Genomic DNA, 24333 nt, shown 5'->3' on the forward strand with positions numbered 1-24333 from the left:
GAGAGCGTGGCGACCCCTCATCACCGCGCTCTACGCCGGCATCACCTCAGTCCTCAGAACCCTTCTTCGGGCCGAGCTTCTTGGCCGTCTTGTCGGCCGCTTCGCGCACCTTCTTGACGACCTTGTCGACGTTCGCCTTGGCCTTTTCCCGCCGCTTCTCGGCCTTGTCCTTGGCGCCGTCGAGCGCGGCGTTGAGGTTGGTGACGTGGGGCTTGAGGTTGTTCACCTTCGGCTTCTGGTCGGACTTGTCGTCGGCGGCCGACAGCAGCCGGCTCCGATTGAGACTGTTGTTGGCGAGCACGTTGCCGGTGCTGTCCACCTTGTCGCGCACACCGAGCACGTTGGCGGCTGCGATCCGCACGGAATCGCGCGCACCGATCAGTTGGTTGTTACGGAACTGCATGAGGGCGCCGTCACCGGTCGGGTCGGTCGGGTCGTGATTGGTGCCGCCACCGAGCCCGGCCGGGAGCGCTTCGGCAAGACCCTCGATCGCCGGGTCCGCGACCCACATCGGCGCATCGATGTATTCCTTCACCGCCCTGTAGACCGCGAGCTCGTCGCCGGATGCCACCGCCTGCGCGACGGACACCAGGCCGACCGCCCCGAGCACGGCGCCGTTGACGCTGCGCACGGCCGATTCCTGCAGCCCCCGAGCGAGCGCCGCGGTGTAGTTGTCGTTGGGCCACGGGGTGTCGACGTCGAGCACCTGCGCGAACTGCGCGTTGATGTCATCCCGGAGGCCCAGGAGTTCGTTGTTGCGGAACTGCATGAAGGCGCCGTCACCGGCCGAGGTGTTGGTTACGTGGTCCGAGCCGCCACCGAACTCCTCGGGCAGCGTGATGGCAATCGCCTCGATGAGTGGATCGGCGACATAGACCGGTGAATCGACGATCTGCCGAATCTGGGAGAACAACCGCTCGTTGTCGCCGGCCACGAGCTGAGCCGCGAGGACAAAGGGCGTGAGCGGCGCCTGGACGAACTGGTCCGCGAGCCGCTGACCGGCCATGAACACCAGCCCCGCTTGATTCATGCCCTCGAAGCTGGCCATCAAGGCCGTCGACGCGTCGAGAACACGCGGCGGCGTGGGTGTCGACACCGCGACCGGAGTGATCGCGACGACACCGGCGGTGGCGACGGCGACGCATGCGGCCAGACCGCTCGAGACACGACTGTTGACACGACTGTTCATTGATGAAATCCCCTCGATGACTTGCTATTTGGGCTGACCGACGACTCGGTACGCGCCGGAATTTACCTGGCACTAATCAAGATCTCAGGTTTTTCTCAGGTGGAAATTTTGCGGTTGTTGCATGCGCAACTACCTTCGCTCCCGGCACGGTTGCCGCAAAAATCAGAAAGTAACCATCTGCGCAGCTCGCACCCGCACGAAGAGTTTGCTGTGGGGCTACGCCAGATCTAAAAGCATTGCGGAATGCAACACCGGGCGACGACCAACATTCCTGAACCGTCAACTGGTCCTTGATGGTTGGCCGATCTTGAAAGTACCCCGTGGACATCGCGCGCCATCTCGCACCTGAGGGCTCCGCATCGCGGGTAGCCATCGGGCGAAAAGTCCGCACCGGACAAATGATCGCTCAGCGAAGATCAGGCGAGGCGTCATCCACCTGGCCATATTGCCCATCTCGGGCGAGCGTCGCGGCGACGCACACCACCGAGGTGCCCAGCAGCACCCCGCCGATCGTGTCCGTGAAGTAGTGAAAGGTCATCGACAGGCCGAACATGGCGAGCAGGACAACGCAGACCGCCACCACCAGCACCCACAGCCTCATGCCTGCCACCAACACGAGCAAGCTCGTCACTGCCACGAGAAACGTGGTGTGACCGCTGGGATAGGCCAGCGCACCACCTTTCTCCCTACCGAAGATCGGCTTGATGACGCGAACGACGGTGATCGCCACCAGCGGGCTCACCACCATGGCGAGCGCCAACCGTTTCCGGTGTTGGCGCAGCGCCACGACGATGCCGACCAGCAACGCGGCCGCCACCAGCAGCGGCTGGCTGAGCACCAGGAAGACGTCCCGATACGAACCGAATTCGACGCCGATCTGCTGGAACCAGTTGTCGATCGGCACCGGTCCCGTACGGACGGCCCAGCCGAGCAGGACCATGACGGTGAGGCCGACGACGGGCCACCACCGGGCGATCAAGGGATGATGCCGCGCAGATACGCGGCCTGGCCCAGGTGCTGGGCGCAATCATCGATGATGCTGACCAGCCGGGCACTTGCCGTCACCGGCGGATCCCACCGGCTGTCGACGATGCGGCCGAGGTCGGAGGCGGTCACCCCGGCGATGTAGGCCAGCGTCACCTTGTGCACTGCCAGGTAGTAGCCCGCCAGCAGTTCGGCTGAGGCGTGCACCTTCGCAACGTCCTCGGGGCTGTGGCCGTAGCCGATGTCGTTGCCCGGTAGATCGAGCCCGAACCGATCCTTCCAGCCGTCGCGGGTCCACACCTGCTCGATCCCGGCGATGTCGCACAACTGCAGGTCCTGGCAGCGAGCACTGTGCCAGATCAACCAGGCGATGCTGTTGGCCTGCGGTGTGGGCCGGTAACTCGACACCTCTTCGGTCAGCCCGTCGGTGAGATCGTCGACATGCTCGATGAGCCGGGTGAACGCGTCGCGCAGCAATTCGCGGACGGCATCGGAACCGGCGTTGGAGTCAGCGGCAGCCATGGCATCGACGCTACTCGCGAAACGGCCGATGGCCGGTCCGACTACCATCACTGCATGCCGTTGAATACCGGTGACGTGTTCGCCGGGTACACGATTCAACGTCTACTCGGCTCAGGCGGCATGGGCGAGGTATATCTGGCCCAACATCCGCGGCTCCCCCGCCAGGATGCGTTGAAGATCATGCCGGCCTCGCTGACCAGTGACGCCCAGTACCGCGAACGGTTCAACCGCGAGGCCGACATCGCCGCCTCGCTCTGGCATCCCCACATCGTCGGCTTGCACGATCGCGGCGAGTACGAGGGCCAGCTGTGGATCGCGATGGACTACGTCGACGGCACCGACGCCGCGCGGCACGTGCGTGAGCGGCACCCCGGCGGCGTCCCCCTACGTGAAGCGGTCGAGATCGTCACCGCCATCGCCGAGGCGCTCGACTACGCCCACGAGCGCAACCTGCTGCACCGCGACGTGAAGCCTGCCAATATCCTGCTGACCGGACCCGAAGCGGCTCGTCGTCGAATCCTGTTGGCCGACTTCGGCGTTGCCCGTCGGATCGATGACATCAGCGGGATCACCGCCACCAACATGGCCGTCGGTTCCATGGCCTACTCGGCTCCCGAGCAGCTCCTCGGGCAGTCGATGGATGGGCGGGCCGATCAGTACGCGCTGGCAGCCAGTGCATTTCAGCTCCTGGCCGGGCACTCGCCGTTCCACCACTCCAACCCGGCGGTGGTGATCAGCAAGCAACTCAACGAGCCCCCACCGAGCCTGGGGACCGAACGTCCCGAACTGGCCTACCTGGACGAGGTCATGCTCAAGGGGATGGCCAAGGACCGGGCCGGCCGCTACCCGCGGTGCAGCGATTTCGCCAAGGCGCTCGCCGACGCCCGGCCGACGGCCGCTCCCCTCACGCAGCGGCCCCCCACGCCGCAACCGCAGCCTCAGCCGCCGGTGTCGGTATCGCCACGGCCGCAACAGTTCTCTCCCGAGCCCCCGCGGGTCATCACGGCCCCGAGCTTCACGGCATCCACCCACCCGGTGGCCGGCCCATCGCACTCCTCCCCCCACTGGTCGGGGCCCAGCCCGATCCCGCAGCCGCGCCGCCCCGAGAAGAGCAGCGCGGCAAGGGTTGTGGTGCCTACCGTGCTCGCAGTGCTGTTGGTGTGCGCCATCGGCTTCGCGATCAGCCAGTTCGTCCGCGATGCCCCGGTGGCGCGAACGACGCCGTCGTGGCAGCCATACGTGGACGCCGCCCAGACTTTCGCGTTGCACACCGTCACCGTGAGCGCAGACACGGTCGACACCGATCTCGCGACGATCATGGACGGCGCCACCGACGAGTTCCGCGCCGACCTGCAGAACCAAGCACCGCAGATCAAAAAGAAGGCCACGGATCTGGGCGTCAAGACCGACGGAACGGTCACCGGGGCCGGCGTCGAATCGTTGTTCTCCAACGAGGCGGTCGTGCTCGTCACCGTCGACACCAAGGTGACCGTCACAGTCAATCGGGTCGGTGTGGTTTCACTGCAACGGGTCAGGGTCACCGTTGAGCACGTCGACGGCAGCTACAAGGCCTCGAAGCTGGAGTTCGTGAACTGATGGGCACACGCACACGTGGCTGGACGCTGTCGGTCATCGCGCTGATCGTGGGGATCGTCGTCGCGGGCGGCCTTGGCTTCTGGCAATTGTCGGTCAAGAGCACTCCGGCGCCCGCCCCGATCGCCGACGACGACCAGGCGCGCGAGCAGGTCACCGATTTCGTGAAGACCAATGTGGTCAAGGCGCTGAGCTTCACCCCGACCACCAGCCGGGCCGAGATCGACGCGGTCACCGAAATCCTGACCGGCACCGCCGTCGACGAATACCGGAAAACGATCCGCGCGAAGTCGGACAACGTCACCCAGTCGGCGATTGTCCGCAACACCGGAGTGGAATCGCTGACCGCCGACGAGGCCAAGGTGGTGGCGTTCGTCGACCAGAGTTCCGAGACCGCCGGCGGTCCGTCGACCAAGGACGCGGTGGCCTACCGGGTCAGCCTGACCCGCATCGACGGCGACTGGCGGATCTCGGAACTGGAACAGCTCTAAGGGCTACTGCGGGGCAGCCCCGTGGAACACCGCCTCGACGTTGTTTCCGTCGGGATCGCGGACGAATGCACCGAAGTAGCCCGGGTGGTATTCGGGCCACAGGCGTGGCGCATGTAGCGACTCGGCACCCAGACCCAGGGCCGCGTCGTAGAACGCCTGCACGGCATCGGCGTCGGCCGCGTGAAACGCCACGTGGATTTCCCGGTTGGGCCCACCGGCATCGCCGGCACTGGCATCGGCGATCCAGAAGTCGGGCTTACCTTCACTGCCGTAGCCGATCGCCACCTGGTAGTCCAGCTGTCGGCTGTACCCGAGTACGCCCAGCACAGAGTCGTAGAACTCCTTTGATTTGGCCCAGTCGGTGCAATTGATTCCAAAGTGATCGATCACCGGTCGATCCTTGCATCCGGCACCGACACGTCGCGCCTGTTCCGTGATCGGCCGTGGCGTCGTACGTTAGTTAGGTGACCTACGACTTGTGCATCCGTGGCGGAACCATCGTCGACGGCCTGGGCGGCGAACCGTACGTGGGAGACATCGCCGTACGCGACGGCGTCATCGCCCAGATCGGTTCCGTGACCGGGACCGCCACGCGCGAGATCGATGCCACCGGACTGTTGGTCACGCCCGGTTTCGTCGACCTGCACACGCACTACGACGGGCAGGCCATCTGGTCGGAACGGCTCAACCCGTCCTCGGCGCACGGGGTCACCACGGCCGTCATGGGTAACTGCGGTGTCGGGTTCGCACCATGCCGCGCCGACGACCACGACGTGCTCGTCGACGTGATGGCCGGCGTCGAGGACATCCCCGGGGTGGTCATGGTCGACGGACTGCCGTGGACATGGGAGACGTTCCCCGAATTCCTCGACGCACTAGGGGCCAGACAGCTCGATATTGATGTGGCGGCGTTCCTGCCGCACTCTCCCCTGCGGGTGTACGTCATGGGCCAACGCGGCATCGACCGCGAGCCCGCGAACACCGAAGATCTGGCGCTGATGCGCAAGCTCGCCGCCGAGGCGGTCAACTGCGGCGCGCTGGGGTTCGCCTCGTCGCGGCTGACCATCCACAAGACCGAGAGCGGCCGGCCGATTCCCAGTTACGACGCCGGCTACGCCGAGATCGAGGCGATCGCCCGAGGGGTCGACGACGCAGGCGGCGGCCTGATCCAGTTCGTGCCGGACCTGGTCGCGGGTGATTACGAGCCGGCGCTGCAGACGGTGTTCGACGTGGCCGCAGACGTCGGGTTGCCGGTCACGTTCACGCTGGCGATCGGCAACGCCGGCCCGGCGTTCTTCGAGGACGCGCTGCGCATGGTGGAGAAGGCCAACTCCAACGGCGGCGAGATCACCGCCCAGATCTTCCCGCGGCCGATCGGACTCGTGCTCGGCCTGGAGTTGTCCGGCAACCCGTTCGTCCTCTACCCGAGCTACCGCGAGATCGCCCACCTACCGCTGGCCGAGCGGGTCGCGGAGATGCGCAAACCCGAAGTGCGTCAACGCATTCTGAACGACACCTCGGCCAGTGACGGGCATCCGCTGATGTTCGCGGTGCAGGCCTGGGACTACATGTACCCGCTGGGTGAACAGCCCGACTACGAGCCCGACCCGTCGAACTCCATCGGTGCGCGGGCCCGGTCCCGCGGCGTCGACCCGCTCGAGGAGGCTTATGACCGCCTGCTCGACGACGACGGGCACGCCATGCTGCTGGTCACGCTGGCCAATTTCCGTGACAACTCACTCGACATCGTGGCCGAGCTGCTCCGCCGTGACGACGTGGTGCTGGGGCTCGGTGACGGCGGGGCGCACTACGGGATGATCTGCGACGCCAGCTTCCCCACCTACCTGCTGACCCACTGGGTCCGCGACCGCAGCACGGGCACGCTGAGCATCGCCGACGCCGTCCGGGAACTGACCTCGGTGCCGGCCAGGGTCGCCGGGCTGGCAGATCGCGGTCGAATTGCATTGGGCTACAAGGCCGATCTGAACGTCATCGACCACGCGGCACTGCGGCTGCACCGTCCCGTCGTCGCCTACGACCTCCCCGGCGGTGGACGTCGCCTCGACCAGACCGCCGACGGCTACGTCGCGACCGTCGTCTCCGGTGAGGTCATCGCCGAGAATGGTGTACCGACCGACGCGCGACCCGGCCGGCTGGTCAGGGGGCGGCAGGGCGCTCCCGCCTGAGCCCGGCGCCGGGCCCCGGCAGCGGGACCGCGGTACCTGCCACCATGAGCACTACCTCGTCGCATTCCGCGGCGATCCGCGTGTTCACGATTCCGAGGAGATCACGAAAGAGGCGCCCTGAGACGGTATCCGGCACTACGCCGCTGCCGACCTCGTTGCTCACCGCCACTGCCGTGACATCGCAGTGCCGCCAGGCCGCCACCAGTTCATCGACATCGCGCTCGACCGACGCCAGCGGCGCACCGTCCCAGCAACCGTGCCGATCCATCCGCGCCGCCAGCCAGGTACCCAGGCACTCCACCAGGACCGGCACCTCGGTGGCACGCAATATTGCTGCGATGTCGGAGGTTTCGGCGGTTTGCCATTCCATGGGTCGACGGTCCCGGTGGCGCTGAACACGTTGTGCCCAGTCCGAGTCACCTCGCCGAGGGCCGCCGGCCGCCACGTACACCACCTGCGATTGGCCGGCCAGCATCGTTTCGGCCTGTACCGATTTGCCTGACCTCACGCCACCGAGAACCAATGTGCGCGAGGGCGGGACCGCCACCGACGCCGTTGACTCCCCCAACGACACCACCTCTCCGTCCCGGCCGGCACGCGCACCGTATCGGCGCAGCACCCGGGCCAGTTCGGGCCCCGGTGGGTTGAAATGGCTCAGATGAACAGCGATGACATCGGTATGTGCTTGCACCGCACCCGATTCCCGCAACTGGGCCAGCGTGCGCGCGAATGACCGAAGGTCATGGTGGTCAGCGCGGTGCTCGGTACGGGTACCGAAGGTCTCCTCGAGAAAGACGGCGTCGAACCCGGCGCCTGCCACCGCCGCGTGCGTCTCCTCCGGCAGCGGGCCCGTGTCAGTAGCCCATAGGAACCTTGTCCCCGAGCGGGTTACGTCATAGAGGACGGCGTCGTCCACGATTCCATCGGAGTGCTCGGCAGCCACCACGCGAACGGTAAAGTCGCCTCCGGGCGCCGGCAGGATCAACTCGTCGCCCGGGTGTACCGCGCGGAATCGGATCGGGTCATCGGGCCCCACCCAGTCGCGACACTGATCCAGCGCACCGGGCGGCCCCACCACGTCGAGGGGCTCCGTCCGGCCCACCCAGTGCCGCATGACCAGAGCTGCGGGTCCGACGTGATCGAAATGCCCGTGGGTCAACAGGATGTGGCGAACCGCGGCCAGAGTCCGTCCTCCGCGCAGCGCAGCGCGCGGCGCCTCAGGACCACAATCGATCAACAGAGTGTCGTCGATGAGCGCTGCCGTCTGCCCGCGAATCTCGCCGGCTACCAGCGCCCACCGACATGACCGGCACGCGCAGAACGGGCTGGGCCAGCCGTCGGCACTGCCGGTGCCCAACAACATCACGTCCATGGACGCACCTCGTCCCGAACGGGCATCGGCACTTCGCTCGGATAGTTCGACTGGCCGTCGACGGCCACCACCTGATTACCGGCACCGAGCGCCCAGAGTGTCTCTGTCGCCGAGGGGCTCAGTGAGACGATGCGCTGAGGTGGGGACTGGCCGCCGCTCCCGCCGGGATCCGGGGCGGGTGCGCTGGCGGCGAGGATGAGCTTTGCCGACACTGCCGCCAACCGGCAGCCCACGCGTCTCACTAGAACCAGTCCTTCATCCGAGGAGGTTGTCGTCCGTGGCTCAGCTGACCTGGCTTATCCGCACCGGGTGGCGCGGCTTCACAGTTGCGGGACAGCGCGGACATTCCAGAATCACCTGGGCACTCGACTTCACTGGACACCACGGCCCCGGCGTTGCCGGGGTATCGGTGAGCCTAGCCGAGCCCGCCCGAAGCACCCCCCGGCTCGTGCGCGGACGCCAATCTTCACCGGTCTGACAGGTCGGGCACCCCGGGCCGTCAACCGGCCTATTCTCACGTCATGAGCGTGAAAGTGGACCTCAACCAGCTGGCCGACAAGCTGGCGGACTACACGTTCGCCTATCTCGTCACGGTCGACGACAACTACCACGCGCACACTGTCGCGGTGGAGCCACACCTGGTCAACGGCGTCATCCACGTCGGCCCGGTCGGCGGTCACACCCGCAGAAACCTCGCGTCCCACGAGCACGCGACGCTGGTCTGTCCGCCGCGGCAGTCCGGTGGGTATTCGCTGATCGTCGACGGGCGGGGCCGAGCCGGTGCGACCGAGGACGAGGCGCATCAGATCGTGCCCAGTCGCGCGGTACTGCATCGCAAAGCGGCCGCGCCCGGCCCGCCGGGCCAGTGCGACAGCGATTGCATCGTCTTGTCGGAGAACTGACCCAACGCGCCAGGCCCGCCGACCACGCGAGAACTGCCCACTGAACAGCGAGAATCCACGCCTCACATCGCGCTCCCTGCGATGCGAGAATGACCCCGTGCACGAAACGCGAGTGGTCGTTGCCGATGACGACGTGTTGCTCAGGGAGGGCCTTGCCAGCCTCCTCGAGCGTGGCGGCTTGCAGGTCGACGGGCAAGCCGGGAACGCCGAGCACCTCGTCAATCTGGTTCACGACCTGAAACCTCAACTGGCGATCGTCGATATCAGGATGCCGCCCACCCATACCAGCGAAGGACTCGATGCGGCGAAATTGATTCGCCAGAAGTACCCCGAGACCGCCATCTTGGTGCTGTCGGCACACGTCGACGTCGAGCACGCGGTGGAGCTGCTGGCCGGCGGCCACAGCGTGGGCTATCTGCTGAAAAGTCGCGTCACCGATGTCGATGACTTCATCGACACGGTCAAGCGGATAGCCAATGGCGCGTCAGTCGTCGACCCGGCGCTGGTCCAAGAACTCATCTCGGCGCAACGCCGCGACGATCCGCTGGCCGCGCTCAGCGCGCGCGAGCACGAGGTGTTGGCGCTGATGGCCGAAGGACTGTCCAACGCCGGTATCGGACGGCGGTTGTGGGTCACCGAGGGCACCGTGGAAAAGCATGTCCGCAGCATCTTGACGAAGCTGAGCCTGCCGGAGACCGGCGACGACCACCGGCGGGTCCGTGCCGTCATCATGTACCTGGAAGCTCGGTGATGAACCTGCGGATGGCGGTGGCAGACAAGCTCATCTTCGGCAGAAACCCCAGCGCCGGGCTGGCAGCGGTCAGATCGGCGAAATCCTCTTGGTCGTGCGTGGAGATCATGATGACCGCCGGGCACGGTGATATCTGGCGATGGATGTCCTCGGCGACGTCGAAACCGTTCTCATCCCCGAGATCCACGTCGACGAGCACGATGTCGGGTCGCAAGGTGCGGGTGTACCGGAGCGCCTCGGCGCCGGTCGCCGCCGCCGCCACGACATCGACCCCAGAGCCCGCCAGGATGCGGCGTGCGGCATCGCCGAACGCTGAGCTGTCGTCGACGATCAGACAGCGCATGGTGTCTCCATTACGCTCCGCATTGTTCGAGAGTGACAGATCCAGCAACCAACCGGCATTGCGGCTACCCGGAAGAAATTCGCGGTCGTGACCACCACCCCGTCGGCCACGACGGATACTCCTCCGCGCGGCCGCACCAGACGCGAACGGCTGTTGGCCGTTCTGCTCCGCCCCACCACCCCACCGGTGCGGTGGGGAATCGTCACGGCCGTTGTCCTCATCGGACTGGAATTCGTCATCGTCGAACAGCTGAAGCGGATTGCGCCGGACAACGCGTTCGGTGCGGTGTTCCTGTTCGGAGTGTTGGTGGTCTCGGCGGGGTGGGGTTTTCGCCTTGCCATCACGATGTCGATCGCCAGCACGTTGGCCTACGTCTACTTTCACGTCAGTGAGTGGCAGGGCAGCCTGGCACCCGCCATCGTCGTTTTCCTCACCTTGGCGTTTTTGACGAATCTCCTTGTCGGGCAGGCGCGTTTGCGCGCGGTAGAGTCCGAACAACGGCGGCGGGAAGCCGATGTTGCCGCAGAGCTGGCGCGCACGATGCTGCGAGGGGCGGCGGCCTTGCGCCGGGTCGCCACTTTGGTTGCCCGCCGTGTCGAACCTGCCGACCTCTATCAGGTGGTCGTCGACGAGCTCGGACGCGGCCTCGACATCGAGCACGCCACCTTACTCCGGTATGAATCTGATTCTCACGCAGTAGTTCTGGCGTCTCGATCTCAAGATTCCCACGACCGCCGCCTGCCCAGCGGAGAACGCTTCGGGCTCGATTCTGACACCGTTGTCGGCCTCATCGCCCGATCCGGGGCGCCGGCCCGGGTGACGACATACCGGCACCGCGGCAGTGCGGCCGCCGCGCGGCTGGACGACCTCGGCATGCGCTCGGGGGCCGGGGCACCGATCCTGGTCGGCGACCGTATCTGGGGTGCACTCATCGCGAGCAGTGTCAGCTCTGAACCGTTGCCCGAGGACATCGAAGTACGGGTCACCGACTTCGCCGACCTGGTTGCCACTGCGATCTACAACGCCGAGACCCGCGCAGAGCTGACTGCGTCGCGCGCCCGTATCGTTGCCGCCGCCGACCAGGCCAGGCGTGGTTTCGAGCGGGATCTCCACGACGGAGCACAGCAGCGCATCGTGTCGATGGGACTCGAAGTCAGGGCCATCGAAGCCACGCTGCCGGACGACGACACCGTGCTTCGACCCCGGATGGGCGCCCTCGTCGACTCCCTTTCCAACTTGCACACCGACCTGCAAGAACTGTCTCGCGGCCTGCATCCGGCGGTACTGTCCCGGGGCGGCCTCGGGCCCGCCCTGAAGACCCTTGCCCGCCGATCACCGGTGCCGGTCGACCTCACTGCCGAGCTGACTGGCCGGATGGCGGAATCGATCGAAGTGGCCGGCTACTACCTGGTTGCCGAATCCCTGACTAATGCCGCCAAATACGCCAAGGCACACGAGGTGATCGTTCGGGTGACGGCCGACGAGACCGCCCTGCACATCGAGGTCGCCGACGACGGCGTCGGCGGAGCGAACCCGGCTGCGGGTTCTGGACTGATCGGTTTGAAGGACCGTGTGGAAGCGCTGTCGGGACGCTTCGAGGTGACCAGCCAAGCCGGCGCCGGAACCACCGTCAGCGCTCATATCCCATTGCCTGCCAACGAACACCAACTCAGGCGCTGAGGAGTTCCAGCAGATCGTCGCTGATATGCGCATGTCGGTTTCCTTGGCTGCGTGACGGGGCGGGGTCCGGTCAGACCGTGGCGGGCGGGTCGACGGGGTTGATGCGATTGACCACGAGCGGGTCGACGGGCGTGAAGGGAAACACGGGCAGATCGTCGATGTGCGTGTTGAACGCAGCGGCCAGAACCTCTCGCGAGTACGCGCTGGCCGAAGCCTTGTAACCGATGTCCGCAGGGAAGGGCTGGTCGAAGAAGATCAGGAAGTGCCAGTCCTCGGCACCGATGTTCTCGATGTGATGGGGATAGGCGGCCGGGATGAAGTACATGTCACCGGTGGTCAACGTCCAAGTATCAAGGGTGCCATCGGGATTCATCACCGTCATCCGGGCATCACCGCGGTGGACATAGCCCATCTCGCAAGTGACCGGATGCCAATGAGGTTCGCGCATACCGTCTTCGGCGACACGCAGCGAGTACATCGAGATGTCTTTGAGCGCCGGCCAGAACTGATCGCGGGCAAAGCGTGCGTTGCCGCTGGCGTAATTGAGGCCCGGCGCCTGGGCCTCGATGTCGAACTTGTGCGGGTCGTCGAAGTACGCCGCCGCGGGGATATCCGGGGCGCCGACGCGGGCCGCCAGCTTGTGGTCGGTGGTGGTACGGCGGATCTTGGCCATATCGGCCGACGGCAGGTCGTAGGTGTTACCCAGCACGGAATCGGTGAACGCACCGAACGTCGCACCGAGCCCGAAGTCCTCGGGACGTTCGTTGCGGAACGCGATGATGAACTCCGCGACGTCGGTGCCGATGTTCTCGATGTGGTGTAGGGCACCGGAATCGATGTGGAACATCTGCCCGGCGGTCACGATGAAGCTCGCGAAGCGGCTGTGATTGTCGAGCACCGACACCAACGCGGTGCCGGAGACACAATAGGTGAGCTCGTTGGCATTGGCGTGCCAGTGCGGGGTACGCATGGCACCCGGGTTCAGCAGCACCCGCTTGATCGACAGGTTCTTCAGGATGGACAGATTGTCGGCCGTCACCCGCCGCATCGATCCGAACTCGTTCTCCTCGACGATCTCACCGGCGAGCAGGGAGCCGGCATGGCTGATCCGCTCCGAAAATGTGGTCATACTGAGCCTCCTGTGTTCTCGGGTACCGATAACACTGGCCCGTACGCCGGCCGCAGTCATCCACGCTAGCGCCCAGCGACAGAACCGGCAGCGGTAACGCGATCTTCCAGCTAGCCGGTAGACCCGTTGGGTGACATCGGCCAGCCCTTATCGGTGCCAGCGGCAAAGACGGCTGCGCGATTTGTCGAGACCATTGGGGCGCACCGATTTTCGAGGAGGGAAGCCCCATGGAATTCATCTTCAAAGATGACGCATTCAAATTCGAGACCCTGCGCGCCGCCGGATTCGCCCCGGACGCGGGCGCCGACATAGGCGAGGTCGTCGCCACCACCGCCCTCATCCCGGAGGGAGACGAGGAGGCTTGGACCCGGGCCTGGACCTCCCTTGCCGACCGCATCGCAATGCGCGGCGAGGACTCGCTGAAAGCCGGGGACCCTGTCAGCGCACGCGAGGCGTTCTTCCGCGCTTCGAGCTACTACCGCTCGGCCGAGTTCTACCGGCGCGCAGACCCACTCAACGATCCGCTGGTGCTGGAGCTGGCCGGGCTGTCCCGCGACTATTTGCTCAAAGCCGCGGAATTGCTCGACGGGCCGGTCAAGCGGGTCGCGATTCCCTTCGAGAACACCGAACTGCCCGGCTACCTGTTCCTCGTGGATGACACCGGCACCCCGCGGCCAACGGTGATCTACACCAATGGCTTCGACTCGACCGCCGAAGAGGGATACTTCGTCATCGGCGCGGCAGCTCTGCGTCGCGGTTACAACTTCCTGGCCTACGACGGCCCCGGCCAGGGCTGGATGATTCGCGAGCAGAAGGTCCCCTACCGCCCCGATTGGGAGAACGTGCTGGGCCCGGTGGTGGATTGGGCGCTGACAATCCCGGACATCGCGCCGGACAAGATCGCGCATTTCGGATACAGCCTCGGCGGATATCTGGTGGCGCGCTATGCATCTCGCGATCACAGGTCGGCCGCCATCGTCTGCAACGACGGGCTGAGGTCGTTCTATGCGTCCTACCCGCCCATCCCGGGTGATCTGCTGGCGTTGATCGAAAACCACCGAGACACAGAGGCGCTGCCTGCGCTCGACGCCATGGCCGAAAGTGACACCAACGCGCGGTGGGGCCTGCAGAACGGCGTGTGGGTGAACGGCACCGCCAACTTCGCCGAATACGTGCGTAGCACCGCTGCATACACCCTCACCACCGACGACATCGGCGCCATTCAGACACCGGTCCTGCTACTCGAGGGAGAAGACGACAAAGTCTTTGCCGGACAAGCGGCCGCCGTCGCCGCTGAGCTGCGGGCCCCGCATGAACACGTTGTACTGCACAGCCTCGACGGCGCCGGTCAACACTGCCATGAAGGCGCCATGTACCAGCTACACCAGACGGTGTTCAACTACCTGGCCCGGACCCTGTCCACCTGAGCGCTCCCCTGCAGAAACGAAAAAGCCCGGTCTGCCGAAGCAGACCGGGCTTTCCCGTGTGATCTTCCGCGTAAGCGCAGGACTTAGAAGTCCATACCGCCCATGCCACCGGTCGGGTCGCCCGCGGGCGCTCCGGCCTTCTCCGGCTTGTCGGCGACGACGGCCTCGGTGGTGAGGAACAGCGCCGCGATGGACGCCGCGTTCTGCAGCGCCGAGCGGGTGACCTTCACCGGGTCGGCGACGCCGGCCTTGAGCAGGTCCTCGTACTCACCGGTGGCGGCGTTCAGGCCGGTGCCGGCGGGCGAGTTGGTGACCTTCTCGGCGACGACGCCGGGCTCCAGGCCACCGTTGAAGGCGATCTGCTTCAGCGGGGCCGACAGCGCGACGCGCACGATGTTGGCGCCAGTGGCCTCATCACCGGTGAGCGACAGCTCCTCCAGCGACGGAGCCGACTGCAGCAGGGCCACGCCACCACCGGCGACGATGCCCTCTTCGACGGCAGCCTTGGCGTTACGCACGGCGTCCTCGATGCGGTGCTTGCGCTCCTTGAGCTCCACTTCGGTGGCAGCGCCGGCCTTGATCACCGCAACACCGCCGGCCAGCTTGGCCAGGCGCTCCTGCAGCTTCTCGCGGTCGTAGTCGGAGTCGCTGTTCTCGATCTCGGCGCGGATCTGGGCGACACGGCCCTGGATCGCGTCGGCATCGCCGGCACCCTCGATGACGGTGGTCTCGTCCTTGGTGACCACGATCTTGCGGGCGGTGCCCAGCAGCGCGACGTCGGCGGTCTCCAGGGAGAGGCCGACCTCTTCACTGATGACCTGGCCACCGGTGAGGATGGCGATGTCCTGCAGCATGGCCTTGCGGCGGTCACCGAAGCCCGGGGCCTTGACGGCGACGGACTTGAAGGTGCCACGGATCTTGTTGACCACCAGGGTCGACAGGGCTTCGCCCTCGACGTCCTCGGCGATGATCAGCAGCGGCTTGCCGGACTGGATGACCTTCTCCAGCAGCGGCAGCAGGTCCTTGACGGTCGAGATCTTCGAGCTGACCAGCAGGATGTAGGGATCCTCCAGGACGGCTTCCTGACGCTCGGCGTCGGTGACGAAGTAGCCCGAGATGTAGCCCTTGTCGAAGCGCATGCCCTCGGTGAGCTCCAGCTGCAGCCCGAAGGTGTTGCTCTCCTCGACGGTGATGACACCCTCGTTGCCGACCTTGTCCATGGCCTCGGCGATCAGGTCGCCGATGGACTGGTCTCCGGCGGAGATACCGGCGGTGGCAGCGATCTGCTCCTTGGTCTCCACCTCCTTGGCGGACTTCAGGAGGGTCTCGGTGACCTTCTCGACAGCCTTCTCGATGCCGCGCTTCAGGCCGAGCGGGTTGGCGCCGGCAGCGACGTTGCGCAGACCTTCGCGAACCAGTGCCTGGGCCAGAACGGTGGCGGTGGTGGTGCCGTCACCCGCGACGTCGTCGGTCTTCTTGGCGACCTCTTTGACCAGCTCAGCGCCGATCTTCTCGTACGGGTCCTCCAGCTCGATCTCCTTGGCGATGGACACACCATCGTTGGTGATCGTGGGGGCGCCCCACTTCTTCTCCAGGACGACGTTGCGACCCTTGGGGCCCAGCGTCACCTTTACCGCGTCGGCGAGGGCGTTCAGGCCCCGCTCGAGGCCGCGACGGGCCTCTTCGTCATACGCAATTGTCTTAGCCATTGCGAAGTGATTCCTCCGGATAGGGGATCGCACGTTGTGTGGTCAGGTTCAGTGCCCGCGACGGACGGCTGGGGTGTGCTCCCGCAGGTGCGGTCCCTGCCTCACCGGCCCGACCTGGCACTCACTGATCGAGAGTGCCAACTGCATTCTTAGCACTCGACCATGGCGAGTGCAAGGTTGCGAGGGGGCCACTGCGGGTTCTCGCCTTCGCCCGTGGCGAAACGAAGCAGGCGGTCGGCCTGGCCCTCGCCGATTTCTACCTCAGGGCGGTTGCCCGCGCCGTCTGGCGACCCCTGGGTAGAAACCGGCGGCCGTCTGACAGCTGACCCTCGAGACGGTTACCCCGCGGCACGTGTCAGCGAGGTAGTACGAACTGCCAGCCCACCGCTTGCATCGCGGGGATCGCGTCGGCGAATCCGGCGTGGGTACCCGACTGGGGGTGGTTCATGTGGGCGAGCACGATCGATCCCGGCGCGGCGTTCATCACGTTGGATCGCACGGCGGCCGCGGACGCCGTCGCACCGTTGTCGGCGTTGACGGTGAACCCCAACGGCTGCTCGCCGAGTTCGTGCACGATCTCGACGGCCACGTCGTCGTAGTGCGCGGTGCCGGGACGAAACCAGGTCGGGGCCCGGCCGGTCAGCGCGGTCAGCTTTTGGTGGTTGCCCCACACCTCACCGACCACCTCGTCGGCCGACCGGGTCCCGGCGATCCCGTAGGCAGACCGACCCGTCACGGACAGGGGCACATGACGGGTGCCGTGGTTGCCGATCTCGAACAGGGGATTGGCCGCCAACTGCCGGGCCCGGTCCGGATTCCGGTCGATCCATCTCGAGTTCAGCATGAGCACCGCCGGAACACCGTTGCGCTGCAAGGTATCGAGCAGGGCGTCGTCGCAGGCTCCGTCACACGCGTCGAACGTCAGGGCGATCTGGCGGCCGGCGGCGGCGAACGATGAGGTGATGCCGGGCAGCGCCATTCCCCACTGCGTGGGTGGACGCCTCTTGTTGAGCACTGCGACCGAAGGCGGGTCGACGGCGTTCGGGTCGGCGCGAGCGGTCGGCACCACCCCGGCACGCAGCGCATACCCGGCGGCGATCGAACCGACGGCGGTCGCCGTCAGGAATGAACGCCTGGTGATCATATGCCGGACGGTAGGCGCGGATCTTGTAGGTCGGCCTGCGATCAGCTGTGGGTTGACTGCGGACACGTTCGGTCGCCGGTTTCTACCGCAGGGCTGCTCTCAGCGCGCTCTGCCGACCCCCAGGTAGAAAACTGCGCAGAGAAGGCAGCGAAACCGCGGCCCGAGAAAACTCAGCTTCCCGACTGATACTTCTGCACCGTCGCGGCGAACTCGTCGAGCTGGCGCAGTGACTCGTCTTTGCCCACGGACGGCAGGAAGAGCCCCAGCTGCCCGAAGCCGAGATCCTCGGCGGCACGCCAATAGTCGGCCTTGACGGGTGCACCGAACATCATCAACGGCACGTCGCGCGCCGCACCGTCATGCATCTGCCCGATGCGCTTGGCCAGCACGTCCCTGGGCAGCGGATTCGAGATCCAGCCGGCCCCATGACGAATCACGCGCTTGACCGTGGCATCGGAGTTGCCGCCGATGTAGATGGGCGGGTGGGGCTTCTGCACCGGCTTGGGGCGGCAGTAGGAGGACTCGAAGTCGACGTACTTGCCGTGATACTCGGCGGGCTCGTCGGTCCATAGCGCCGTGACGGCTTCGATGCTCTCATCGAGCAGTGCGCCACGGGTTTTCGGATCGGTGCCGTGATCGCGCATCTCTTCGAGGTTCCACCCTGCGCCCACGCCGAGTACGAACCGACCGTCGGAGATGACGTCGATGCTGGCGGCTTCCTTGGCAGTGTGGATGGGGTCGCGCTGGATCAGCAGTGCGACGCCGGTGACGAGTTCGATCGTGGATGTCACCGCGGCCGCGGCGGCGAGGGTGACGAACGGGTCGAGCGTGTTGTAGTACCACGGCGGCAGGTCTCCACCGTTCGGATAGGCCGATTCGCGGCTGACCGGGATGTGGCTGTGTTCGGCCACGATGAGCGAGGCGAATCCACGTTCCTCGATGGCCCGGGCGAGCGATACGGGGTCGATGCTGTCGTCGTCGACGAAGGTGGCGATGCCGAACTTCATCTGGCCGACGCTACTCCGGGAGTCGGGGCCCTGGCGGCTGGCCAACTCGGAGCTCAACCCACCTCAGTGCATCGGCCGAGGAGCAAAGGGGCCGGCTGTTCCCGGTCGGACCGTTAACCCGCCAGTGCCACAGGAGTGTTCAGCCCGACATGCGAACACGCCGGACGACTCGACGATGAGTTTTGTACACAAGATCAAAAGTATGGCAAACGTCCAAACCCCTGCTGATCTGCACAGTTCCCCTGCCCTCAACGTTTGCATCACGCAAAACTGCATCCCGATTGATTGCGTGCGCAACAACCGCCAAAATCCACCTGAGAAAAAGCTGAGATCTTGATTACCGGTGCGTTAGTTTCACCGCCAGCTAGGGGAAAGTCGTTGGAAGTGGCTCGCGTCAGCGTCGTCAGATTTATTGACGCTGACGTCACTTTGGCACCGGGAGACCAGGGAGAACCGTGGGGAAACACAGCATTGCGCAAAGCCGTGGTCGGCGGACTGCGGTAGGTCCGATCGCGACGGCAGGACTGGCGAGTGTGGCGTTGGCGGGTGCCGGCGTCATGCTTCTGTTGGGACCGGACTCACCGACGATGAGGTCGGTGTCCGCAGATGTCAGGCTGGTCAACACCGAGGGCCCGAGCAGTGGAGACAACTCCGGTGCGGACAAGCCTTCGGGCGCCACCGGCAACACCGGCACGACCGGAACCACCGGCAACACCGGGGCCAACTCCAAAGCCAAGAAACCAGGTCTCCCCTCCGCCAAGCAGGTCCAGGAACGTCTGCGCGAGCGCGCCACCGAAGCCACGAAGGCCTTCAACGACCGTGCCGCCGAGGCCAAGAAGGCTGTCGACGACATCGCCGATGGCGTCGGGCTCAAGCGCGGCAACGCCACCGATGACAACGAGACCCGGGGCCCGCTGTGGCGACCGAAGTTGCCCGCATCCTCGAAGGCCGACTCGACCGACTCGAAGACCGGCTCGAAGGACGGTCTGGACCCCACCACTGCCGATGAGCCCAAGCAGCAATGGAAGCGCACCCCGGCGAATGTGCTGCAGGACAACCCGATCTCCCACCGCGTCAGCGACCTGACCGAACGGGTCGCGGCCGCCCTGCCGGATCCCACCCCCAACGACAAGCAGCTCGACTCCGGCGTCACGACCGGTTGGCTCGGCGCTCGATCGGCGGATCCTGCGCCGACCGAGCCACAGGCATTCGTCGCCCCGACACCTGCCCCGGCACCCGCGCCGATCAGCCCGATCACCGGGCTGCTGTCCGCGGTCACGCTGGGCACGATCATGACCCCGAACGCGCCGACGGAGCCCGCCGACATGCCCGGCGTCTGGGCCGTGATGGCCTGGGCGCGTAGGCAATCAGCGTTCACCGTGGACAACAACACGGCCGCTGCGCGCGACACATTGGTTGCCCCCACGCTGAATTCGGCGGTGCTCGACCCGACCGAAATCGTCAACCGGTGGATCTACCAACCGGTGCACTACGGGGCGCAGCTGTGGATCACCAGCCCGCTCGGGTCCGCCGTCGGCAACACCATCAACCAGATCTCGGGGCAGTACCTGATCGGCAACGGCGCCGACGGCACCGAAGCGAACCCCGATGGCGGCGACGGCGGTCTGTGGATCGGCGACGGTGGTGACGGTTACGACGGTGTCGCCACCGGTCAGGCCGGCGGCGACGGCGGTGATGCCGGCTGGTTCGGCGACGGTGGCGAGGGCGGTAACGGCTGGGCCGGCATGGACGGCGGTGACGGTGGCGACGGCGGCAGCTTCATGGGCATCGGTGGCGACGGCGGCGACGGCGGCGCATCGTTTGATCTCCAGCCCGCAGGCAACGGCGGCCGCGGTGGCGACGCCAACGGCTGGTTCTTCGGCATCGCCGGCGATGGTGGTCGCGGCGGCAACGGCATCACCGGTGCCAGTGGTGCGGCCGGCGATTGGAATGTCGACTACGGCAACGGATATGGCAACGGCCAGGACGGTGGAGTCGGAGGCGGCAACGGCGGTAACGGTGGCGACGGCGGTGACGCCAACGGGTTCCTGTTCGCCAGCGGCGGCAACGGCGGAGATGGCGGCGACGGCGGCACCGGCGGTGTAGGTGGAGCCGGCGCCAACGGCGACGCCGCTCATCTCAGCGGTGGCACCGGCGGAACGGGCGGCACCGGCGGTGGCACCGGCGGCATCGGCGGCGCGGCCGGAGCCGGCGGCGGGTTCTTGAATCTCCTCGGCCACAGCGGCGTCGCGGGCAGTACGGGCAATCAGGGCAGCGGTGGCGACGGCGGGGCCGGCGGCATGGGATTCGGGCTCATCACCGGCGGCGCCTCCGGGACGGCAACCGGCGGGTCCGGTGGCGCCGGGGGGTCCGGTGCACAGTCCACCACTGCCGGAGCCGGACATGGCGGCGGCGGCGGTGGTGGTGGCGGCGGCGCCCTGCTGAGCGCCACCAATGGCGGAACCGTCGACGGCACTGCCACGGGTGGAAACGGTGGCCGCGGCGGCAATGGCTCGGTGACCGCGGCCGGCGGCGACGGCGGCACCGGCGGCATCGGCACGGTTTCGGCCGACGGCGCGACCAGCAGTGCTACCGGCACCGCCCGGGGCGGCGACGGCGGCAACTCGACCGGCACCGGCACCGGCGGCATGGGCGGTGCGGCATTCGTCGGCGCGAAGCTGGGCGGCGACGTCACCGACGCGAACGCCAGGGGCGGCAACGGCGGCTCCGGCACCGACGGCGGCAAGGGCGGCACGGGCGGTGCGGCCAACATCACCGCAGGTTTCGAGGGTGGCACCGGCGGCACCGCTTCTGGTGATGCCACCGGCGGCGCCGGCGGCGACGCGACGGGTGCAGGCAGCCTCGGCGGCAACGGCGGATCCGGCAACATCCAGGCAGGCTTCGTCCGAACGGGTATCGGCGGAAACGACGGCACCGCAAGCGGATCCGCGACCGGCGGCGCCGGCGGCAATGCGTCGGGCGGCGGCCACGGCGGTAACGGCGGAACCGGCAGCGTCGTCGCGGGCGGCACCGGCGCGGTGGCCGAGGGCGACGCCTTCGGTGGCAGCGGCGGCAACGGTCTGACCGGTGGTACCGGAGGCAACGGCAGCAGCGGGCAGGTCGGCGCCTTCGCCGAGGGCGCACAGGCCAGCGGCACGGCGCGCAGCGGTGACGGCGGCGATGCCACCGGCGCCGGCAGCATCGGCGGCAACGGCACCATCGGCAACATCCAGGCGTTCGGTGTAGACAGCGAGGCCAGCGGCACCGCCACGGGCGGTGACGGTGGCGACGCCACCAACGGTGGCCATGGCGGCACCGGCGGCCAGGGCCGCATCGTCGCCAATGCCACCGACAGCAAGGCCACGGACAGCACCGCGACCGGCGGCGACGGCGGCAACGCCACCACCAACGGCAGCACCGGTGCCCTCGGCGGACAGGCCTACGTGTTCGCCGGCACCTTCGGTGACCCGAACAGTGGCGGCGACATCAGCGGCAGCACCGCTATCGGCGGCGACGCTGTCAACGGTCAGGGCGGCATCGGCATGGTCGAGGCGATCAACGGCACCATCGCCAACAGCAGTGCCACCGCCGCCGACGGCAATTCCGGCGGTCTGGGTGGCTACGCCACGGTGAGCGCCACCAACGGCGGCAGCATCTCCGACAGCCACGCGACCGGCGGCACCAACAGCGCCACCGCCGCCGGCGGTAACGCCACCATCACCGCGACCGGTACCGGCAGCACCGTGGCCGATGCCGACGCCACCGGCGGCAACGCGGGGCTCGGTGACGCCAATGGCGGCACCGGCGGTCAGGGTGGTGCCGCGACCGTCACCGCGAGCAACGGGGGCGGTGTCACGGATGCGACCGCAACCGGCGGCAACGGCGGCAACGGCACCACTGGCGGGCACGGCGGCGCCGGCGGTGACGGCATCGTTTCAGCCACCTCGGCCGGTAGCACTGCCAGCGGCACAGGCACCGGCGGCGCGGGCGGCGACGGAAGCAACGGCGGTACCGGTGGCGCCGGCGCCCAGGGCGGTGTGGTCGCCCAGCGGACCGGCAGCACGGCCACCGGCACAGGTATCGGCGGAGGCGGCGGATCCGCCGACGGCGCCGGCAGCACCGGCGGCAACGGTGGCGGCGGCTGGGTGCAGACCGGGCTCTACGCCGGTCTCGGCGACAACAGCAAGGCCGACGGGTACGCCCGGGGCGGTGCGGGTGGCGACGCGACCACCGGCGGCCATGGCGGAGCCGGCGGGTTCGCAACCGTGCTCACCACCGGAAATGCCTCTACCGCAAGCGGTTCCGCGTACGGCGGCGCGGGCGGAGACGGTTCCGCGGGTGGTACCGGCGGCGGTGGGGCGCGGGCGCAGATCGTGGCCAAGGGCAACTCGTCCAACGCCGGCGGCACTGCCACCGCCGGCGACGGCGGGAACGGCATCGGCGTCACGGGTGGCAATGGCGGTCAGGCCATCATCAGCGCGGGCCAGAGCTCCGGTGTCGGTGGCGCCAACAGCACGGCCCAGGGCACCGCGACCGGTGGTGATGGCGGCACCGGTCAGGGCGGCGTCAATGGCGGCGCCGGAGGCGGGGGCACCATCACGGCCAGAGGCCTCAACGACTCCATCACCGGCAGCACCGCGACCGGCGGTGACGGCATCACGGGGGCCAACGGCAACAACGCGTCGCTCAACACCAGCCTTGGCTCGATCACCGACAGCTCCGCGATTGCGGGTCAGGACTCCACCGGAGCCGTCGGCGGCGGAGCCAGCATCGACGTCACCGGTAGTGCAACGGGCACAGTCACCGACACCCATGTCACCGGCGGTGACGCGGGCACCGGCAAGAGCGGCGGAAACGCGTCGTTGACCGTCACCGGCGGCGCCAAGGTCACCAACACCTCCGCAACGGGCGGCAAGGGATCCGACAGTGCGGTCGGCGGCAACGTCGCCATCACTGCTTCCGGCACCGGCACCACCATCACCAACGCCACGGCAACAGGCGGCAACGCCGGACTCGGTGACGCCAACGGCGGTATCGGCGGCAAGGGTGGCGATGTCAAGATGACCGCCGGCTCCGGCGGTCACATCGGCGACGCCAACCACACCGCGACCGCCACCGGCGGTAATGGCGGCAACGGCACCAACGGTGGCACCGGAGGAGCGGGTGGCACCAACGGGCTCGGCGCCGGCCAGACCGAGTTTGTGGCGCTGAACGGCGGCACCGTTTACGGCGAGGTCCGCGGTGGGCGCGGCGGCGACGCTGACGGCGCCGGCAACACGGGCGGCGAAGGCGGGTTCGGTTACATGAGTGCGGGCCGGGACAACTTGGTGGTGTCCGGTCCCACCGGCAATGTGACGATCGCCCCCGGCAACAACGCCAAGGCCAGCGGGACCGCGATTGGCGGCGACGGCGGAACTGCCACCGGCACAACAGGTTCCAAGGGCGGCAACGGCAGCAGGGTGGCGATCAACGCCGCCGGTCAGAATTCGATCACCGAAGGCACCATCACCGGCGGCAAGGGCGGCAACGCCACCAACGGCGGCACCGGCGGTGGGGATCAGGGCATCTCGTCGATCAGCGCGCTGGGCCCGAACGCCATCGCAACGGGTGTCACCGCGATGAGCGGCGACGGTGGTGACGGGATCAACGGCGGCACCGGCGGCAAGGGCGGCTATTTCCAGATCGGCGCGTACAGCATCAACGACCTCGCCGGTGCCACCTACACCAACAACTCGATGACGGCAGGCGACGGCGGCAATGGCACCGGCGTCGCGTTCACCGGGGGCAACGGCGCGAATCTGACCCAATCCGCACCGGGGGCGACTGCCAAGCCCGGAAGCCCGATCCAGAACCAGACGATTACCACCGCCGACGGGGCGGGCAGCCCGTAGTCGACGGCGCGAA

The 24333-nt window shown here is 67.2% G+C and carries 18 protein-coding genes and 1 pseudogene; 8 read left to right on the forward strand and 11 right to left on the reverse strand.

Annotated features, from left to right (window positions below; genetic code table 11):
- Positions 1 to 46: 46 nt before the first annotated feature.
- The 3 genes from AC4ELS_RS13310 to AC4ELS_RS13320 all read right to left on the reverse strand — a co-directional run bounded on the left by AC4ELS_RS13310 (position 47) and on the right by AC4ELS_RS13320 (position 2695).
- The gene (locus tag AC4ELS_RS13310; protein ID WP_498885933.1) at positions 47 to 1189 is read right to left on the reverse strand and encodes a hypothetical protein; all 1143 of its coding nucleotides are present in this window, start codon (positions 1187 to 1189) and stop codon (positions 47 to 49) included.
- A gap of 406 nt (positions 1190 to 1595) precedes the next feature.
- Complete coding sequence (locus AC4ELS_RS13315; RefSeq protein ID WP_498885935.1) at positions 1596 to 2168, reverse strand: phosphatase PAP2 family protein; 573 nt, start codon at positions 2166 to 2168, stop codon at positions 1596 to 1598.
- Positions 2165 to 2695, reverse strand: a complete 531-nt coding sequence (locus AC4ELS_RS13320) for a mycothiol transferase (protein WP_064880718.1) — start codon at positions 2693 to 2695, stop codon at positions 2165 to 2167. The genes AC4ELS_RS13315 and AC4ELS_RS13320 overlap by 4 nt, the downstream gene beginning before the upstream one ends.
- A gap of 54 nt (positions 2696 to 2749) precedes the next feature.
- Between AC4ELS_RS13320 and AC4ELS_RS13325 the strand changes: the two genes are divergently transcribed.
- Positions 2750 to 4291, forward strand: coding sequence for a serine/threonine-protein kinase (locus AC4ELS_RS13325; protein WP_498885937.1), 1542 nt, complete (start codon positions 2750 to 2752; stop codon positions 4289 to 4291).
- Positions 4291 to 4779, forward strand: a complete 489-nt coding sequence (locus AC4ELS_RS13330) for a hypothetical protein (RefSeq protein WP_498885939.1) — start codon at positions 4291 to 4293, stop codon at positions 4777 to 4779. Before AC4ELS_RS13325 ends, AC4ELS_RS13330 begins: the two co-directional genes overlap by 1 nt.
- A gap of 3 nt (positions 4780 to 4782) precedes the next feature.
- Here AC4ELS_RS13330 and AC4ELS_RS13335 read toward each other — a convergent pair whose 3' ends face one another.
- A complete protein-coding gene (locus AC4ELS_RS13335; RefSeq protein WP_064880691.1) occupies positions 4783 to 5169 on the reverse strand; it encodes a VOC family protein in 387 nt (128 codons plus the stop codon).
- 74 nt (positions 5170 to 5243) lie between these two features.
- Here AC4ELS_RS13335 and AC4ELS_RS13340 point away from each other — a divergent pair, with 74 nt between their 5' ends.
- Positions 5244 to 6965, forward strand: a complete 1722-nt coding sequence (locus tag AC4ELS_RS13340; protein ID WP_499047689.1) for an N-acyl-D-amino-acid deacylase family protein — start codon at positions 5244 to 5246, stop codon at positions 6963 to 6965.
- On the opposite strand, the gene AC4ELS_RS13345 is transcribed toward AC4ELS_RS13340, so the two are convergent.
- Both AC4ELS_RS13345 and AC4ELS_RS13350 read right to left on the reverse strand, forming a co-directional pair.
- Positions 6937 to 8337, reverse strand: coding sequence for a bifunctional adenosylcobinamide kinase/adenosylcobinamide-phosphate guanylyltransferase (locus AC4ELS_RS13345; RefSeq protein WP_499047690.1), 1401 nt, complete (start codon positions 8335 to 8337; stop codon positions 6937 to 6939). The two genes, AC4ELS_RS13340 and AC4ELS_RS13345, sit on opposite strands and share 29 nt — an antisense overlap.
- Before the next feature lie 23 nt (positions 8338 to 8360).
- A pseudogene (locus tag AC4ELS_RS13350) lies at positions 8361 to 8534 on the reverse strand (ABC transporter substrate-binding protein); the annotation flags it as partial.
- Between the two features lie 324 nt (positions 8535 to 8858).
- On the opposite strand from AC4ELS_RS13350, the gene AC4ELS_RS13355 reads away from it, so the two are divergent.
- The gene (locus tag AC4ELS_RS13355) at positions 8859 to 9239 is read left to right on the forward strand and encodes a hypothetical protein (RefSeq protein ID WP_064880683.1); all 381 of its coding nucleotides are present in this window, start codon (positions 8859 to 8861) and stop codon (positions 9237 to 9239) included.
- Between the two features lie 97 nt (positions 9240 to 9336).
- Positions 9337 to 9990, forward strand: coding sequence for a response regulator (locus AC4ELS_RS13360; protein WP_064880682.1), 654 nt, complete (start codon positions 9337 to 9339; stop codon positions 9988 to 9990).
- Here the strand turns inward: AC4ELS_RS13360 and AC4ELS_RS13365 are convergent.
- Positions 9968 to 10333 carry an ANTAR domain-containing response regulator gene (locus tag AC4ELS_RS13365; protein ID WP_499047693.1) on the reverse strand — a complete coding sequence of 122 codons (366 nt, stop codon included), beginning with the start codon at positions 10331 to 10333 and terminating at the stop codon, positions 9968 to 9970. The genes AC4ELS_RS13360 and AC4ELS_RS13365 overlap by 23 nt on opposite strands.
- An 87-nt stretch (positions 10334 to 10420) precedes the next feature.
- Here AC4ELS_RS13365 and AC4ELS_RS13370 point away from each other — a divergent pair, with 87 nt between their 5' ends.
- Positions 10421 to 12013 carry a sensor histidine kinase gene (locus tag AC4ELS_RS13370; RefSeq protein ID WP_499047695.1) on the forward strand — a complete coding sequence of 531 codons (1593 nt, stop codon included), beginning with the start codon at positions 10421 to 10423 and terminating at the stop codon, positions 12011 to 12013.
- Positions 12014 to 12083: 70 nt separating this feature from the next.
- Here the strand turns inward: AC4ELS_RS13370 and AC4ELS_RS13375 are convergent, their stop codons facing one another.
- The gene (locus tag AC4ELS_RS13375; RefSeq protein ID WP_499047697.1) at positions 12084 to 13142 is read right to left on the reverse strand and encodes a cupin domain-containing protein; all 1059 of its coding nucleotides are present in this window, start codon (positions 13140 to 13142) and stop codon (positions 12084 to 12086) included.
- A gap of 227 nt (positions 13143 to 13369) precedes the next feature.
- On the opposite strand from AC4ELS_RS13375, the gene AC4ELS_RS13380 reads away from it, so the two are divergent.
- On the forward strand, positions 13370 to 14569 hold the full coding sequence (locus AC4ELS_RS13380) for an alpha/beta hydrolase family protein (protein ID WP_448443863.1): 1200 nt from the start codon (positions 13370 to 13372) through the stop codon (positions 14567 to 14569).
- An 83-nt stretch (positions 14570 to 14652) separates the two neighbouring features.
- Here the strand turns inward: AC4ELS_RS13380 and groL are convergent, their stop codons facing one another.
- The 3 genes from groL to AC4ELS_RS13395 form a co-directional block, all read right to left on the reverse strand.
- Complete coding sequence (gene groL / locus AC4ELS_RS13385) at positions 14653 to 16278, reverse strand: chaperonin GroEL (RefSeq protein WP_064880671.1); 1626 nt, start codon at positions 16276 to 16278, stop codon at positions 14653 to 14655.
- A gap of 355 nt (positions 16279 to 16633) precedes the next feature.
- The gene (locus tag AC4ELS_RS13390; RefSeq protein WP_499047699.1) at positions 16634 to 17422 is read right to left on the reverse strand and encodes a polysaccharide deacetylase family protein; all 789 of its coding nucleotides are present in this window, start codon (positions 17420 to 17422) and stop codon (positions 16634 to 16636) included.
- Between the two features lie 170 nt (positions 17423 to 17592).
- On the reverse strand, positions 17593 to 18429 hold the full coding sequence (locus tag AC4ELS_RS13395) for an LLM class F420-dependent oxidoreductase (RefSeq protein WP_448443871.1): 837 nt from the start codon (positions 18427 to 18429) through the stop codon (positions 17593 to 17595).
- Positions 18430 to 19025: 596 nt separating this feature from the next.
- On the opposite strand from AC4ELS_RS13395, the gene AC4ELS_RS13400 reads away from it, so the two are divergent.
- Positions 19026 to 24320: a beta strand repeat-containing protein gene (locus AC4ELS_RS13400; RefSeq protein ID WP_499047701.1), complete on the forward strand. Its 5295-nt coding sequence runs from the start codon at positions 19026 to 19028 to the stop codon at positions 24318 to 24320.
- The last annotated feature ends 13 nt before the right edge of the window (positions 24321 to 24333 follow it).

The organism is Mycobacterium shunyiense, assembly GCF_058270035.1.